The 16,302-nt window shown below is 58.7% G+C and carries 14 protein-coding genes and 1 pseudogene; 6 read left to right on the plus strand and 9 right to left on the minus strand.

Annotation, left to right across the window (positions count from 1 at the left end):
• Window positions 1–29 precede the first annotated feature (29 nt).
• Window positions 30–1,055 (minus strand): dihydrodipicolinate reductase, encoded by a 1,026-nt coding sequence (locus ACEUKI_RS07400; protein ID WP_374156660.1) that lies wholly within the window; start codon window positions 1,053–1,055, stop codon window positions 30–32.
• A 356-nt stretch (window positions 1,056–1,411) separates the two neighbouring features.
• Here ACEUKI_RS07400 and ACEUKI_RS07405 point away from each other — a divergent pair, with 356 nt between their 5' ends.
• Window positions 1,412–1,714, plus strand: coding sequence for a hypothetical protein (locus ACEUKI_RS07405; protein ID WP_251848054.1), 303 nt, complete (start codon window positions 1,412–1,414; stop codon window positions 1,712–1,714).
• Window positions 1,715–1,986: 272 nt separating this feature from the next.
• Here the strand turns inward: ACEUKI_RS07405 and ACEUKI_RS07410 are convergent.
• Window positions 1,987–2,179, minus strand: a pseudogene (locus ACEUKI_RS07410) (MFS transporter); the annotation flags it as partial.
• Window positions 2,180–2,518: 339 nt separating this feature from the next.
• On the minus strand, window positions 2,519–3,565 hold the full coding sequence (locus tag ACEUKI_RS07415; RefSeq protein ID WP_374156661.1) for a LacI family DNA-binding transcriptional regulator: 1,047 nt from the start codon (window positions 3,563–3,565) through the stop codon (window positions 2,519–2,521).
• Window positions 3,566–4,092: 527 nt separating this feature from the next.
• On the opposite strand from ACEUKI_RS07415, the gene ACEUKI_RS07420 reads away from it, so the two are divergent.
• From ACEUKI_RS07420 to ACEUKI_RS07430, 3 genes are all read left to right on the plus strand, one after another.
• Window positions 4,093–5,046: a hypothetical protein gene (locus ACEUKI_RS07420; RefSeq protein ID WP_071474917.1), complete on the plus strand. Its 954-nt coding sequence runs from the start codon at window positions 4,093–4,095 to the stop codon at window positions 5,044–5,046.
• Window positions 5,047–5,343: 297 nt separating this feature from the next.
• Window positions 5,344–5,475 carry a hypothetical protein gene (locus tag ACEUKI_RS07425; RefSeq protein ID WP_272897657.1) on the plus strand — a complete coding sequence of 44 codons (132 nt, stop codon included), beginning with the start codon at window positions 5,344–5,346 and terminating at the stop codon, window positions 5,473–5,475.
• 366 nt (window positions 5,476–5,841) lie between these two features.
• A complete protein-coding gene (locus ACEUKI_RS07430; protein ID WP_374156662.1) occupies window positions 5,842–7,206 on the plus strand; it encodes an MATE family efflux transporter in 1,365 nt (454 codons plus the stop codon).
• A 118-nt stretch (window positions 7,207–7,324) separates the two neighbouring features.
• On the opposite strand, the gene ACEUKI_RS07435 is transcribed toward ACEUKI_RS07430, so the two are convergent.
• Together ACEUKI_RS07435 and ACEUKI_RS07440 are read right to left on the minus strand one after the other, a co-directional pair.
• The gene (locus tag ACEUKI_RS07435) at window positions 7,325–7,459 is read right to left on the minus strand and encodes a hypothetical protein (protein WP_260847407.1); all 135 of its coding nucleotides are present in this window, start codon (window positions 7,457–7,459) and stop codon (window positions 7,325–7,327) included.
• Between the two features lie 128 nt (window positions 7,460–7,587).
• Complete coding sequence (locus tag ACEUKI_RS07440) at window positions 7,588–8,649, minus strand: glycerate kinase (protein WP_374156663.1); 1,062 nt, start codon at window positions 8,647–8,649, stop codon at window positions 7,588–7,590.
• Window positions 8,650–8,902: 253 nt separating this feature from the next.
• Between ACEUKI_RS07440 and ACEUKI_RS07445 the strand changes: the two genes are divergently transcribed.
• Window positions 8,903–10,003 carry a LacI family DNA-binding transcriptional regulator gene (locus ACEUKI_RS07445; protein ID WP_374156664.1) on the plus strand — a complete coding sequence of 367 codons (1,101 nt, stop codon included), beginning with the start codon at window positions 8,903–8,905 and terminating at the stop codon, window positions 10,001–10,003.
• A 78-nt stretch (window positions 10,004–10,081) separates the two neighbouring features.
• On the opposite strand, the gene hemW is transcribed toward ACEUKI_RS07445, so the two are convergent.
• Both hemW and lepA read right to left on the minus strand, forming a co-directional pair.
• On the minus strand, window positions 10,082–11,512 hold the full coding sequence (gene hemW, locus ACEUKI_RS07450) for a radical SAM family heme chaperone HemW (protein WP_374156665.1): 1,431 nt from the start codon (window positions 11,510–11,512) through the stop codon (window positions 10,082–10,084).
• Window positions 11,512–13,392, minus strand: a complete 1,881-nt coding sequence (lepA, locus tag ACEUKI_RS07455) for a translation elongation factor 4 (protein WP_374156666.1) — start codon at window positions 13,390–13,392, stop codon at window positions 11,512–11,514. The genes hemW and lepA overlap by 1 nt, the downstream gene beginning before the upstream one ends.
• 146 nt (window positions 13,393–13,538) lie before the next feature.
• On the opposite strand from lepA, the gene rpsT reads away from it, so the two are divergent.
• Entirely contained in the window at window positions 13,539–13,799 is a 261-nt protein-coding gene (gene rpsT / locus ACEUKI_RS07460; RefSeq protein WP_007052167.1) for a 30S ribosomal protein S20, read from the plus strand.
• Between the two features lie 277 nt (window positions 13,800–14,076).
• Here the strand turns inward: rpsT and ACEUKI_RS07465 are convergent, their stop codons facing one another.
• Both ACEUKI_RS07465 and ACEUKI_RS07470 read right to left on the minus strand, forming a co-directional pair.
• Window positions 14,077–14,841 carry a trimeric intracellular cation channel family protein gene (locus ACEUKI_RS07465; protein ID WP_115770847.1) on the minus strand — a complete coding sequence of 255 codons (765 nt, stop codon included), beginning with the start codon at window positions 14,839–14,841 and terminating at the stop codon, window positions 14,077–14,079.
• A gap of 531 nt (window positions 14,842–15,372) precedes the next feature.
• Window positions 15,373–16,263 (minus strand): MazG nucleotide pyrophosphohydrolase domain-containing protein, encoded by an 891-nt coding sequence (locus ACEUKI_RS07470; RefSeq protein WP_374156667.1) that lies wholly within the window; start codon window positions 16,261–16,263, stop codon window positions 15,373–15,375.
• Between the last annotated feature and the right edge of the window lie 39 nt (window positions 16,264–16,302).

A 16,302-nucleotide genomic window follows, 5' to 3' on the forward strand; every position in this document is an offset into this window, starting at 1 on the left:
CGCCGGCCTTCATCCCTGAAAATATGGGTCTATGCCACGTACAGCGCGGCAGGATACGTAAGATACGAAATCTCATCGAGCTGATCGACCGTCACATATCCGGCTGGCGCGTTGAGCACGTCCGGAATACGGTTGACGATTGTGGCGCACGTATGTTCGACGGTCGCCGGCTTGACCACGTGGAACTCCACGTCCGGTTCACCCTCGATCTTCCAATCGCACATATCGCCATCATCCGGCCCGTACACCTTGCCGATACAGACAGTTTCCAACGTGATGCCCTGATTAGTTTCGGTGGTTACCACGGCGGACATGCCGATGCATTTGCCGACCGGAATCGTCTCGCCCATCGTTTCGGAATACACGTCGACATCGCTGAAATACGGCACACTGGCCTGGGTCTGCGATGCGATGGTAAGCCCAAGCTTCTGGGCCAGCGCTTCATTGGAATTCCATACATACGAGGGCACCACGGTTTCGGGATGCGCAAGCTCGGCCTCGAACTCCTCGGCGGTCAGACCGCAGCCGTGCGCTTTGGCCAAAGCCAGGCCGCAATCCTCGACGTTGTAGCTCACCGCACCGGTGATCTTCTTGATGCTGTGGCATCCGGCGGCGACGGTGGAGACCATGTTCACCCAGTAGATGTCCTGCATGCCGGAGCCGACCATGGTGGCACCGGCTTCCTTGGCGATGATGTCGAGACGGTTCGTGGTGGCCGGATCGGTGGTCCACGGGTAGATGCATTCCTCGCAGGTGGTGATCACGCTGATGCCGCGGGCCAAGCACTGCTCGCACATGGTGGCGATTTCGTTCTCGAAGCTGAATAGCGTGACTACCGCGATATCCGCGTCGCACTCGTTGAGTACAGCCTCGGCATCGGCGCGAATCGGCACATTGATGGGGCCGATGCCTGCATACACACCGGCATCCATGCCCACGACTTCCGGATTCACGTCGATGGCACCGACGATTTGAATGCCTTTCTCGTGCATATAGCGAATCGTGTACTTCGCCATTTTGCCGCAGCCGTATTGAATGGCTTTGATTGGTTGCATACCGCATACTCCTTTGCAACAGTGCATATTGGCCATTGGAGAAGTCTCACCGTCGAGACCAAGCCAATAGCCTTAACTCTACCGACATCAGGCTGGGCATTCACTGATATCGGCGGCACTGGAGCGTCGGGAAGAGTCGGTGTAGCGGTACCACTACCGAGCAGAAGGGCTGGGGCCAGTACGAGACCTCCCGCCGAATCACGGCATCTCGCTAATTTTCTGCCCGCCGGGCAGGGGCCCATGCCCATCGGCGTATGCGCCGCTGATCTGGCCGAATCCAACGACCCGAGAGAACGACGCGCAGGGCTCGAAACCCTTACAGAACTCATCACGGCATACAACAAGGAAAATGGGCAATGATTTCCCGCATTGCAATCCCCAGCGGTGCTCAGCCGTGGATTATCGTATACATGGTGGCCGAGCGCATTACCGAATCATGGCTGCTCACCGGCGGTCTCATGGTGCAGTTGCACGCCATCATGGGCGGTCTCGACGTGCGTCCCACTACCGACGCGGATCTGCTTGGCGCGCTGATTCTTAAGAGCGCCGCATACCAGGCAGACCATGCCGGATATGGGGATAGACATCTGTACGATGCCGCAATGCTCGCATCCCTCATCACCGACCCTGATGCCGAAACTCAACGACTACATACATAGCCACACGGATCGCAGACGTATCAAGCTCCTGTACGACATGCTCACCGATGAATCACCTTACTGGAACAACCTTGACGAACAACATCGCAGAACAGGACTCGATGCCATAGAGACACTGGCCGATTGGTAGCCGCTCTACCGAACCCGGCTGCGGCGGATACCAGTCAGACCAATCCCGCCTATAACCTACTTCCGGTTACGTAGGGCGTGGAGCATGGCGACGAACACGATAACAATGGCCACGGCCATGATCGCGTAGTCGATCTGTGCGCCGGTCATGGTGGCGGCATAGCCGGTGGTGAGCCATTGGATGGTGGCCGCGCTGATGTGGAGTACGCCCATCAGCTGCGGGAACAGCACATTCATCACGGTTTCGGTCAGGATGCCGAAGAACGCGAGTGAGCCGACGGCCACGATCGCGCAGATGAGTTTGCCGGGGATGCGTTCGTCGCGGGCCGATTGCATCGCGGCGTCTGCCGCTGAGATAGTGCCCGAGGTCTGGGGCTGAGTCTTCAGAGTTGCCGATTGTTCAAAAAGTCATACTGTAACGATAACACTACGGAAAGCGGTTACCATAAAGCGTGCTCACAGTCGCCCATCATGCAGACTTTTCGAAAACTGTTGATAAATAGCTATTTTCCGCAAAAAATCCTTGCAAAACACTATGATTTAGAACATCTATTAGTATGACGTAAACCACATTACAAACTACTTAAGGTAATCGCTTACAGTTCGGCATGAGAGACTCCTCATCACGATATGAATGCGCTACAGTCACTATCGATTGATACGCAGCCCCATCGACTACGCGATTTCACCGTCGCCGTACGCGCGTTCGGAGGCTCGCAGACACGGCTTGCCTTGCACCACCTCGACCTGCGAGGGCGACGCGTCATCGCCGGCGCGCTTGGCCTGGATCTGTTCGAACAGCATTCGGAAGGATCGCTCCCCCATGTCCAGGAAGTTCTGGGTGTAACTGGTCAGCGCCGGATTCCACATGGCACCGAAGTTGCGGTCGTCAAAGCCTACGACGCTCACGTCAGCAGGCACGCGGCGACCAACCTCCCTTAGACCCCGGATCACAGCGATGGCGGTCTCGTCGTTGCCGGCGAAAATCGCAGTCACATCACCACGACGGCCCAAGGTGCGCCCAGCCTTGACCGACTCCTCCAAATCATCGTCGGGAACGATGATTGGGTCAGGTGCCGTGACGCCGCGCTCCTTGAGCGCGTCACGCCACCCATTGGTGCGGGTGTTATCGGTCGGACCTTCCGGACGCCCCACATGGAACACGGTGCGATGGCCGAGATCCAGCAGATGCATGGTCATCCAACGGCCGCCATCCCTTTCGGCGTTGATGACCTGGTATTCGCCGTCGCCGAAGCTGCCACCCACCACGACCATCGGCATATCTTTGGGAATGTATTCCAGTGCGGCGATGCCGGCCCGGTCGTACTCGTAGACGATCACGCCCGCCGGCCTGATCGACAAACCCATGCGCACGCGAGCCTTGACAGAATCCATGTCGGACTCATCCAAAGAAACAATATTGAGCAGGAACCGACGTTTACGGGCGGCGGCATCCACCCCATGGTTCGTTTCGGACGTGGAGAAGGCGGAAGGATTGGCCGCGAACACCACCACGGAGTCCATCTCCCGGTTCGACAGGGCGCGTGCCACAATGCTCGGCTCGTAGCCCAGCTCCTTGATGGCCTTGGCGATGCGTTCACGCTTGTCTTCGGTGACATTGACGGTGCCGTTGAGATACCGGGAGACGGTCGGTGCCGAGACTCCGGCCAGTTTGGCCACGTCCTTGATCACCGGTCGGGTGCGGCCCGCACTTCTCGCCATCCTTGTCTCCCCTGTTGTTGTCAGTTGTTGTTATTGCGTACGTCAAGGAGAACCGGCATCACTATGGCAGTCATCCAGTCACACCCATATCCGTTCAGCCGCGCTCCGACTTCGGTTCTCCGTTTTTCGCCGCGGTTCATTGTAGTTCATGACGGGGAACCTATACCCAAATCAATAACTTCGTGAAAACCGTACGCTGAGTTGCGGTGAGTGTACGGTTTCCGCAAAATCATCCCTAATTTCGTGAAGAACGTACACTGAATCGTCGTCAACGTACGGTTTTCACGAAATGGCAGCTGATTTCGTGAAGAACGTACGCTGAAGATGCCCTCGGTGTCACTGATGACTGTTTCCGGTATGGAAGGCGGCGCAGCAAGGTGTCCTAGGCTAATATCGCCTCCGACAAAACCGTCGGCAAAACCGTCGACGTCGATTCAAGTTATCCACAGCAACAATTCGCGTGACATAGTATCCACATTTGCCGGTTGAGCTTGTGCAACGATCAAAATCACCCTTAGCGTCGAGATATGAAAGAACACAAGGAAGTTTCTGCACTGCTGCAGCAGGCGAAGCAGGAGCGTCGCTGCTGCTATGGCACCAGCGATGCGCAACGGCGCGCCCTGAAACGTCGCCTGCATGCCGGGGAGCTGGTGTCACCGTATAAGAACCTGTACGCCGACCGAATACTTTGGAACACCATGACCAGAGAGCAACAGTCATTGCAGGTCATACGTGCGTTGTCCGCAATCCACCCTCAGTGGGTATTTGCGGGGTTGAGTGCGGCGTGCGTATACGGACTGCAGCACAACTATTCCCTGCACGACGGCACAGTGCACATCGCCTCGAAGTCCGGCATCGGCGGCGGAGACGAGGCGCGTCTCAACCGCATCTATATCAATCGGATTCCGACGCGGAAGCATAACGGCATTCTCTTGACGACTCCGGCGCGAACGCTGCTCGACTGCGCGGCATTCCCATTCCCACAGGCGCTGCCCATATACGATTCGGCTCTGAGAAAGTCCCTGACGACCATCGAAGAGGTGCAGTCGCTGATGATTCAAAGCGTCTGCGACGAGGTCTCCGTGACCAAGCTGCTGAAGTACGCGGATCCCCTGAGCGAAAACGGCGGCGAATCATTGATGCGTGGCCAGATCACCGAATTGTCTTTCGGCATTCCCCTGCTGCAGGTGCAGTTCATGAATCCCGACAATCCCGCAATGCCATATCGCGTCGATTTCTGTTGGAAGCTCGCAGACGGCCGCATCATCGTGGCAGAATACGACGGCATGGCCAAATACGCCGACACCAGCAACAAGAATCGCGCAAGCCTCCAGGCGAAAATGGAGTACGACCGCAGACGTGATCGGCATCTCCGGGAACAGGGCGTCACCGAAATCGTCCATGTGTTCTATGAGGATCTGCTACGCCCCATCAATCTTGAGACCAAGCTGCTCAAGGCCGGTGTGCCCAAAATCCGGTGAAGATAGGCCCCATTTCGTGAAAACCGTACGCTTACGACGACTCAGCGTACGATTTCCGCGACATGAGGCCATACCTCGTGAAAACCGTACGCTCAGAACAAGGCCGTCAGAAGGTCGACTAGACAGCCTCTTAACTACCGAACGGTATCTAAAGAACGGCGATATTCCGCCAGAAACGCCGAGAGCGGAATAGTCCCCTTGCGTTTGTCATCGGACTGCGTTATTCTGAAACCGGTTTCAGAGAGAAGCCGATAAACAAAACTCAAAGCCACAAGGTTTTGACCAACGAAAGGAAACATGATGTCTCTCAAGGATTCCATGATTCGCGGTCTGGCTATGTACGGCCTGAGCTCCATGAGCCAGTACGGTCGCGCCAACAGCAGCACGCTCGTCGACCTGATCAACGAAGCCAACAAGGACGCTCGCTGAATCTAGCGAACAATCCCGTTCATGAGATTGCATGACACATACGAAGGCAATCCCCCGCAGGCCGCAATCGGCCGGCACACCACAATAATTGAATAACGCAATAATTCAACACAGTAATAACTGAACAATAACCGGGACAACGGGGTCCATATATTCTTTCTTTTCCCATCGTGCGCACGCCGCGCCAGCACAGGTTCACATACGATGCACACGGCCACCAATACACGATGCGTCATCATCAACGCCCTCACCGCATCATGAGATACTCCCCGCCCGTTGTCCACACTGTTGCCTCTACAATGCCTGTGATGCACGCCGAACGGCATCCTGCACAGTGACTGAAGAACGAAACACCAAGGGACGGAAATGGATAACGAGCTCTTCGAAAAGGCGCCGATTCCGAAGGCGTATTTCTCGCTGGCGATGCCCGTGGTGCTCAGCATGCTGGTCACCTTGGTGTACAACATGGTCGACACCTATTTCATCGCGCATACGGGAAACACCGATATGGTGGCGGGCGTCTCCCTCACCGCGCCAGTGTTCACCGTGATGATCGCCCTCGGCGACATCTTCGGCCTCGGCGGCAGTTCGGTCATCTCGCGCCTGTTCGGCCAACACCGGTTCGCCGACGGCAAGCGACTCAGCACGTTCTGCTTCTATGCCGCCATCGCCACCGGCCTGCTGATTCTGGTGCTGGGCCTGGCGTTCCGCGACCCGATGCTCGCGCTGCTCGGCGCCACTGACGACACTTGGCAGTATGCCTCCGACTTCTACACGCTGATCATCGTCGACTCGCCGTTCATCATCGTGTCGATGACGCCGTCCAACCTGCTGCGCACCGAAGGCCACGCCGTGCAGTCCATGATCGGTTCGGTGGCCGGCACGGCGGTCAACATCGTGCTCAATCCCCTGTTCATCCACGGGTTCGGCTGGGGTGCTGCGGGTTCGGCCGGTGCCACCGTGATCGCCAACATCTGCACCGACGCCTATTTCGTCTGGTTCATGCTGCGTCACAGCAGCAACCTGTCCATCGACCCGCGGACCGTCATCGACCGCGCGCGCCGGCGTCTGGCGGTCACGGCCCGGGAGGTCGGGAGCATCCTCGCCATCGGCATCCCCTCGGCGATCACGAACCTCACGCAGAGCGTCGGCATCGTCATGATCAACCTGTTCCTGCTCCCCTACGGTACCGACGCGGTGGCCGCGATGGGCATCGCGCTGAAAGTCATCATGATCGCTGTGCTGGTTTTCGTGGGATTCGCGTTCGGCGCACAGCCGCTGATCGGCTACAACTACGGCGCCCGCAATATGCCTCGACTGCGCGGCATTCTGCGTTTTTCCTACCTGTTCCTGTCCCTGTTCGCCCTGGTGATGACCGTGGTGCTCAGCCTGTCCGACCGTCTGCTGATGAGATTCTTCATCGAGGACGCCACCATCATCACGCTGGGCGCCGGCATGCTGCGGGTTCAGCTGCTGAGCCTGGTGTGCGTAGCCGACGTGATGGTCACGACCTGCACCTTCCAGTCCGCGGGCAAGGCGGTCGGCGCCTTTGTGCTGTCGATCAGCAGGCAGGGTGTGATGCTGGCGATTACCCTGTTCGTCGGCTCCCGGCTGGCCGGCTATCAGGGCGTGATCGCCGCGCAGGCCATCGCCGATCTGCTGACCGCGATTGTGGCGGTCGTCCTGTTCGTCGTGATGTTGCCTGAGCTGCGCAGTCGGAAAGCTCGCTGATAGAGCAACACGAGGTTTAGCAGACACGCATTCGGAGAGCCAATACGCTGCGTGATATTGCGCATGATATTGCGCAATGGGAGGCGGCGCCGTTTTGTTGGACTCATCGTTGATTCCATCACCACCAATCATGCCACAAGACCGAGCTCGCGTCGACGATCCATGATGCCAGTTCCACGATGCCGGTGTCGCTGTCTTTGCGATACACGGCGGTCAGTTCGCCGCAGTTCACGGTTTCCAGTGTGGCGCGCATGTCTTCCTTTCCAGTACTCGCTCCCGCTGACGGGAGCTGTCTCGCGTAGCGAGACTGAGGGTGGTTCTCAGCGCTGGGACCACCCCCAGTCGGGCGAAGCCCGACAGCCCCCGCCAGCGGGAGCCTGCTCACAGTTGTAGGGTTCGTACGATTTGTTCGGTGGTTCGAGTTACGTTAGCGGCCGCATCGGCCAGCAGTTCGCTGAGGCTGGCGGCTCCGGGCGCGATGCCAAATACCACGTCGATGCCGACCTCATGCAGCTCATCGATGCCGGTGCCAATATGCCCGGCTACTGCGATGACTGGCTTGCCGTGGCGCTTAGCGGTAGCCGCCACGCCGGCCGGGGTTTTGCCGAACTTGGTCTGGGAGTCGATGGAGCCTTCGCCGGTGAACACCACGTCAGCCCATTGCGCGGCCGCATCAAGTCCGGATTGTTCGATGACGATGGCGATGCCCGGGCGGAATTCGGCGTTTAGGAAGCCCTTCAGTGCTGCACCGATGCCACCGGCCGCGCCGGCACCCGGCACGTCGTTCACGGCGACGCCGAGCTGGCTGTCGATTACCTGTGCAAAATGCGCGAGGGCGGCGTCCAATGTGGCGACATCATCTTTGGACGCACCTTTCTGCGGGCCGAACACGGCACTGGCGCCGGTGGGGCCGGTCAGCGGGTTGGTCACGTCGCAGGCGGCGGTGATGGCGACGTTCTTGAGGGCCGGGTCCATCGTGCTGATATCGATGGTGGTCAGATTGGCGAGGGCCGCTCCCCCGTGTGCCAAGTCGTTACCGTTCTTGTCCAGAAGACGAACGCCGAGGGCCTGCAGAAGTCCGGCACCGGCGTCGTTGGTGGCGCTGCCGCCGAGCCCGACGATGATGCGCTTGGCTCCGGAACGGACGGCGGCGAGCATGAGTTCGCCGGTGCCGTAGGAGGAGGTGATCAACGGGTTGCGTTCTTTGGCTTCAAGCAGTGCGAGGCCGCTGGCTTCGGCTGTCTCGACCACGGCGGTCGTGCCGTCGGCGAGCAGGCCGAAGTGGCCTTCGACAGGCCGGCCGAGCGGGTCGTGGACCGGCACGGCGTGCATCGATCCGCCAGTGGCGTCGACAAGCGCGCGTGCGGTGCCTTCACCGCCGTCGGCCATGGGGAGGCAACGGACCTCGGCATCGTGGTCGGCATTCTCAATCCCCTGAGCCATCGCCCGGGCCGCCTCCATGGCGGTCAGGCTCTCTTTGAAGGAGTCAGGGGCGCATAAGTATCGCGTCATGCTTCGAGCATACCGCACGACACGCCGAAACGGTAAACGCTTTCCGTAATTCGCGCGATTATTTTTGTTCAGAATTCAGGCTTTCCAATCCACAATGCTACTATTGCAAGCAAAATTGCGATATCATTGCGGTAAACGTTTAGAGATGTTTTCCGTTCCAAGGAAGAAAAGGACCGATTCGATCGTGGCTGTACAGAACGATAAGGCGCAATCGCCAGCGACATTGATGGATGTCGCCAAAGAAGCCCAAGTCTCCATCGCCACCGCATCCCGCGTACTCAACGGCAGCACCCGCAAGGTACGCAACCAATCGTATGTCAAGGTGATGGAAGCAGCCACCAAGCTCAACTATCGTCCCAACGCCTATGCTCAGGCAGTGGCCAAAGGCACCGCACCGAACATCGTGCTGCTGGTCTCCGATATCTCCGACCCCTACTTCGCATCCGTGTCGCAAGGCGTGGTCAAGGCGGCGGCCGAACGCGGCATTTCCGTGACCATCGGCGTGGCAACCACCCCGCACGAAGAGTTGGAGGCGGTGCGTAAGTCCGTATCCACCAGGCCGCGCGGCATCATCATCTCCGAAAGTGAATACACCGACGCGCCGGAACGCCAGGCGTTGCAGACGGAACTCACCCAGTACGAAGCATCCGGCGGACGTGCCGTGTTCGTGCTCAACCGCAGCCTGCCCTTCCCGGCCGTGGACGTGGCGAACGATGTCGGCGCGCGCGCCATCGCAAAGCTGATCGTCGATTCCGGGTATACGCGCCCTGCGATTCTCAAGGGCGATGACGCACATCGCTCCTCCAAAGAACGATTGGCCGGTGTGATGGAAGTGCTGGACGAGGCAGGCATCACCGTGGATCCGAAAGCCGTGGCGAACGGTAAGTTCAGCCGCACCGACGGCTATGCGGCCGTCATGCAAATGGCCCGATCCGGACTGCTGAAGCCGGGCGAAGGCGCACTGTACAACGGCAAAGGCATCGATTCAATCATCGCGCTCAACGACGTGATGGCCATCGGTGCGATGACCGCGTTGCGCGCCAACGGCATCGAGCCGGGTCGGGAAATCGGCGTCACCGGTTTCGGCGACATCCCCTACTCCGCCGACGTGTTTCCGCCGCTGGCCACCGTGCATCTGCCGCTGGCCGAAATGGGCCAGGCCGCCGCGGACAGCATTCTGTCCAACCGCGATGACGCGGAGGCCACCGGCGGCACTGCCAACCGCCTGATCTACGTGCAAAGCGCCCCGGACGTAGTCCTACGCGGCTCCCTCCCCCACCGGTAAAACAAAAATAGCTCCCTCTGACGGTGTAACCACAACTAGCGAACGGTAATGGCGACTGCCACGCACCATACCACCGACTCATACACCGACGAAATCGAAGAACTGTTCGATTACCGAGTCATTGAGCAACCGGCCACGACGAGTGGGCACCACTCGATGGTTATCGGATACGGTAATCAGGCCTTCGCTGATCATGGGGGCGAGTTGGTCAACCGAAACGGTTCGGAGAGTCTGGGGCGTGCTGCTCATACCCGCATCGTTGATGGCGCGGTTGATGCGGTCGAGGTCAAGGCCCTCGTGCAGGCGCAGCCCGAGCATGATGAGCTCTTCGAGGTTTCCCTCGGGAGTGATCGTCTCGCTATCGGCCCACGGCGCACGGTTCTCGTTGATGGCCGTGCCCCACAAACGCGGGTGCGCGATGTCCCAGCTGCGCAGACCGTGTGAGACAGAAACCACCCCCAGTCCGGCATCCGTCGGACAGCCCCCGCCAGCGGGGGCATGAATTTCTTGGGAGTTGTTCCCATGCGCGTTGATCATACCTAGTTCGGCGTTGGTTTTTCCAAGTTCGGCGTTGGCCTGTCCATCAGCTGAGGCAGAGGCGATGGCTTCGGACTTGCCCCCGCTGGCGGGGGCTGTCAGCGAAGCCGACTGGGGGTGGTCAGCCTCGGTCACCGCGTTGTAGTGGGAGTGGGCACCTGGCCCTAGACCGGCCCAATCGACGTTGCGCCAGTAGCCGAGGTTGTGCTGGCTTTCGTATCCGGGGCGGGCCCAGTTGGAGACCTCGTACCATTCGAGGCCGACTTGGGAGAACAGGTCGTCGGCGATTTCGTATTTAGCTGCTTCGTCATCGTCATTGGGTTTGGGCAGAGTGCCGGCCGCGATTTGACGACCCATTTTCGTGGTGGGTTCCACGGTCAGTGCGTAGGCGGAGATGTGGTTCACGCCGAGGTCGATGGCGGTCGTGACCGAGGTGCGCCAATCGTCAAGGCTCTCCCCCGGTGCACCGTAAATCAGATCCACGCTGGAGCGCAAGCCGGCCTTATTGGCGGCATTGACGCCTGCGGCCACGTTGGCCGGCGTATGCGTGCGGTCAAGGGTTTTGAGCACGTGCGGCACGGCAGATTGCATGCCGAAGGAAACACGGGTGAAGCCGCCGGCAGCGAGCTCATTGATGTAATATTCGTTGACCGTGTCCGGGTTGGCTTCGGTGGTGATTTCGGCGTCGGGCGCGATGCTCCAGATCTTGCGGATGGCATCGAGCATGGCGACCAAATCGCGGGCGGCGAGAATCGTGGGTGTACCACCCCCGAAGAACACGGTGGAGACTGGTGGCTCCTCGATGCCGTGGTCGAGCTGCCACTGCTTGGTCAGGGCCATTTCACGAATGACCATATTGGCATAATTGCCGCGCGAGGCTCCCGCGCCGAGGTCTGTGGCCGTGTAGGTGTTGAAGTCGCAGTAACCGCAGCGCCGCAAGCAGAACGGGACGTGGATGTAGACCTCGAACACTAGCCCTCGGTCTTTTGGGCGGCACGGATCTTGTCTTTGGTGTCGCGGTCGTTGGAGTCCTCGCCGGTGGACAGGGCGGCGATGAACGCCTCCTGCGGCACCTCCACATGGCCGAGCATCTTCATGCGCTTCTTGCCAGCCTTCTGCTTTTCGAGCAACTTGCGCTTACGGGTGATGTCGCCGCCATAGCACTTGGCGAGCACGTCCTTGCGCAACGCACGAATGTTCTCACGCGCGATTATACGCGAACCAATCGCGGCCTGAATCGGAATCTCGAACTGCTGGCGCGGAATCAGACTACGCAATTTCTTGGTCATCATCACACCGTACGAATACGCCTTATCGCGGTGAACGATGGCACTGAACGCATCGACCTTCTCACCCTGAATAAGGATGTCCACCTTGACCAAATCGGCGGACTGCTCGCCATACTCATGGTAATCGAGGGAAGCGTAGCCCTTGGTGCGGGACTTGAGCTGGTCGAAGAAGTCGAACACGATTTCCGCCAACGGAATGCGGTAATGCATCTCGACACGATCGGTGGAGATGTACTCCATCGTGCCCATAATGCCGCGGTGGTCCTGGCACAGATCCATCACCGCACCGATGAATTCCTTGGGCGTGATGATGTCGGCGGCAACCATCGGCTCGACGATCTTCTTGATCTTGCCGTCCGGGAATTCGCTCGGGTTGGTCACATGATGCTGACCGCCATCCTCGGCGGTCACGTCGTAGGTGACGTTCGGAGCAGTCTGGATAAGGTCGAGTCCGAACTCGCGGGAGAGTCGCTCGTTGACGATTTCCATGTGCAGCAGACCCAGGAAGCCGCAGCGGAAGCCGAAGCCTAGGGCCACAGAGGTTTCCGGCGTGTAGATCAGGGCAGCGTCGTTGAGCTTGAGTTTGTCGAGCGCATCGCGCAGTTCGGGGAATTGCGCGTTGTCGATCGGGAACAAACCGGCGTAGACCATCGGCTTGGGGTCGCGGTAGCCAGGCAGCGGCTCGGTGGCCGGGCGGACGGCCGAGGTCAGGGTGTCGCCCACCTTGGACTGACTCACATCTTTCGCACCGGTGATGATGTAGCCGACCTCGCCGGCACCGAGTGCCTTGGTGCGGGTCATATCGGGGCTGATCACACCAATCTCGATGGGATCGTGGGTCATGCCAATGCTCATCATGTGGACCTTTTCGCGGTCGTGCAGTTCGCCGTCCTCCATACGGATGTAGGTGACGATGCCGCGGTAGGAGTCGTAGACAGAGTCGAAGATCAGCGCGCGGGCGGGGGCATCGGGGTCGCCGTGCGGGGCGGGCACGTCCATGACGATCTGGTCGAGCAGGTCGGCCACGCCGTCGCCGGTTTTGCCGGAGACGCGCAGCACGTCGCTCGGCTCGCAGCCGATCAGACCTGCGATCTCCTCGGCATGCTTGTCCGGCTCGGCGGACGGCAGGTCGATTTTGTTGAGCACGGGAATGATGGCCAGATCATGGTCAATGGCCATATACAGATTGGACAGGGTCTGCGCCTCGATGCCCTGGGTGGCGTCGACGAGCAGCACCGCGCCTTCGCAGGCGGCCAGTGCGCGGGACACCTCATAGGTGAAGTCCACGTGGCCGGGGGTGTCGATCATACCGAGCGTGTATTCGGTGCCGTCAAAGGTCCATGGCACGCGCACGGCCTGGGATTTGATGGTGATGCCGCGCTCCTGCTCGATATCCATACGGTCGAGGAAGCGATCGCGCATCTCGCGCTCGGGCACAATGCCGCTCAACTGCAGGATGCGGTCGGCCACGGTCGACTTGCCGTGGTCGATGTGCGCGATGATACAGAAGTTGCGAATCACCGACTGATCCGTGGAACCCGGCTGATTGTGTTGAACGACCAACGCATTCCTCCTCTTGGCATATACTCAAACTTCACCTAGTGTAGCCGAGGGACTGTATTCGGCGTGGCATTGCGCGGGTTTTTCCGGGGCTCATGCTATCCTTTAATTTTTGTATGTCCTTATAACACACATCGTTTGGAGTAAACGTGGCAAACATTAAGTCGCAGAAGAAGCGCGTGCTCACCAATGAGAAGGCGCACCTTCGCAACGTGGCTGTGAAGTCCGGCCTGAAGACCGCCATCCGCGCCACCCGCGAAGCCATCGCCGCCGGTGACAAGGCTGCCGCCGAGGCCGCCTACAAGGTTGCCGCCCAGAAGCTCGACAAGGCTGCTGGCGCTGGCGTGATCCACAAGAACCAGGCCGCCAACCGCAAGTCCGGCCTCGCTGTTGCGATCAACGCTCTGTGAGCATAAGCCTCTTAAGGTTTTAGCAAGTCCCGCAAGTCATCTGGCTTGCGGGACTTTTGTATCTGTGTTCAAAGAGGTACATTGGCGGTCTTGCGAAATGACATCTCCGTTCAGAGAGGTACCGAATCCGAGAAAGCCCAAGTATAAACGCCGTCATTGCAACGCTTATACTCGACGTTTCGTGCTTCAGGTACCTCTTTGAAAGCAGTTGTCATTCTGCAGAAGGCCAAATGTACCTCTTTGAAGGCAGCTAGCCCTGAGGCAGCCTTGAATCATCCTAAGACTTGTCTTCTTCGTCCTTGGTGGTATCGCCGGGATCGACGGTATCGGCGTGCGGATGGATGACCGGGCGCTTGAGATATCGGCTTTCACTGGGCAGGTAGACGCGGTGGCGTTCGATGGCACCGGGCAAGGTGACGTTGAAGCCGACCGAGAGCAGGCGCAGCGCCACCACGATGATGACGATCAGCACGTCGAGCAGCATTTCCGAGCGCATGTCGAACCAGCCGTATCTCACGCCACGCCATACCAACACAGTCAATATGCAGCCGATAAACGAGGGCACAGCATAGAGGTGTTTGTCTCGAATAATCATTGGCACGTCGCCAATGAAGATGTCACGAATGAGGCCGCCGGCCAGTGCTGTGAACATGCCAAGGAATACGGCTGTCATGCCTGATGAGCCGTAGGCCAGCGCTTTTGCGGTGCCGTTGACTGCGAATAGTCCGAGGCCCAGAGCGTCAATAACGATCATCGTCCATTTGAGTTTGGTGATCTCCGGATGGGCCACCACCACGATAATGCCGGAAAACAGCGTGGTGAGCACATAGCCTTTGTCGGTGATGCCGACCGGCGGCAGGGCACCGAGCATCACGTCGCGCACCAGTCCGCCGCCGAGAGCGGTGAGCCATCCGCACAGCATGATGGTGAAGATGTCGTAGCCCTTGCGAATGGCGGCAAGTCCGCCCGATAATCCCCAACACAGGATTGCTAAATACTCGATGACCACAAAAACGATGTTGTTCTCCAACGCCACCTGCATGAGCCACTCCCCTCTGGTACCGCTTCGGTTCGTCTCAGTCCGTCTTCGTTCTGTTCCCGTTCATCCTTATTCGGCGCTACAGTCCGTCGTACCCGAGCCTACAAACAGGCCTTGCCTGACGCAATATTGGACTAGAGAACAAACCGAATAAATGCTATTGCCGGTTCGACTCCACTCTTTTTCTCTTACAGCGTCGCCAGCGCGCCAAACTTTGAGCAGCCACCGACGTTAGTCCTTCTCATTTGTCGGAGGTCGGCCAAAGTTTGGCACGGCACCGACGATCACGCGCTCCAGTGTCGTTGCCGCGCCAACTTATGTACAGCTAACGACGCTAAGCCCCTTTTTACCGTCGTTTGATCGCCAGAACTTGACCCGTTAACGACGCTAAAGTGTCTCAGCGACGTCAGCAGTCCAAACCTTGAACCATTACTGACATTGAACATCCCCCAGCGTCGCCAGAAGCTCATGTCTTGTTCACCACCGACGCTATAGTAGTGGAGGCCTTCATCAAGAGCCCAAATATAGATTCACTCATCGCATCCGAATGTAGTTTTCAATGGATTCAACGCGTGATTCAACATCGCGTAGACGGTTGCACAATGCTGCTTCAATATCGATACCGTCCGCGCGGGCTCGACGCACGATGGCGAGGATTTCATCGGCGTAGGCATCGGCCTTCTCCCGTTCAGCGGAATTGTCGCCGCTTGATTCGGATTGGTTCGTCGCTTGAGGATGTACATCATCTCGCTGAGCATCAGCCGCAGCCGGCTCATCAAACGCCGCGAACAATCTATCAGCATTCGGCGATTTGGAGATACGAGAAACGACTTTGGCCGCGCGAGGCAACGCACCTTGAGCGCGGGAAATGCCTTCAAGCACGGATTTACGATGCTTTTCCTGCTGTTTCATCTTTTCCCATAGAGCCAGCACGGCTTCCGGGGATTCGGGTTGGGCAGCTTCTCCCCCGTCGTTACTGTCAGCATCAAAAGCATCAGAAGAATCGGCAGCATCATCAGCGGCAAACACGTGCGGATGACGGGTAATGAGCTTGTTCACCAGGCGGTCGGCGACCTCGTCAATACCAAAAGGATCCTCGGCATCCGATTCGCAGACCCGCGCCTGAAACACGGATTGCAGCAGCACATCGCCCATTTCCTCGCGCATGTTGTCGCGGTCGTGAGTCTCCACCGCGTCGACGTATTCGTAGGTTTCCTCAAGCAGATTCTTGAGCAGTGACTCGTTCGTCTGCTTGCCATCCCACGGGCAGCCGCCCGGCGAATACAGCACATCCACCACAGCCTTGACCCGGTCCAGCGCCGTAACCGCCTCAACCACCGGCTTTAATTTCGAGCAATGCTTGAAGCCTGACGGCAAACGGTAGGCTGAAGCATGGTATTCCGTCATGTCACTCATCTTGCTCATAGGTTTGCTCCTGTTCTCATCTGGATGAACCATAACCAA

Source organism: Bifidobacterium sp. 2450, assembly GCF_041900695.1.
Taxonomy (GTDB): domain Bacteria; phylum Actinomycetota; class Actinomycetes; order Actinomycetales; family Bifidobacteriaceae; genus Bifidobacterium; species Bifidobacterium longum.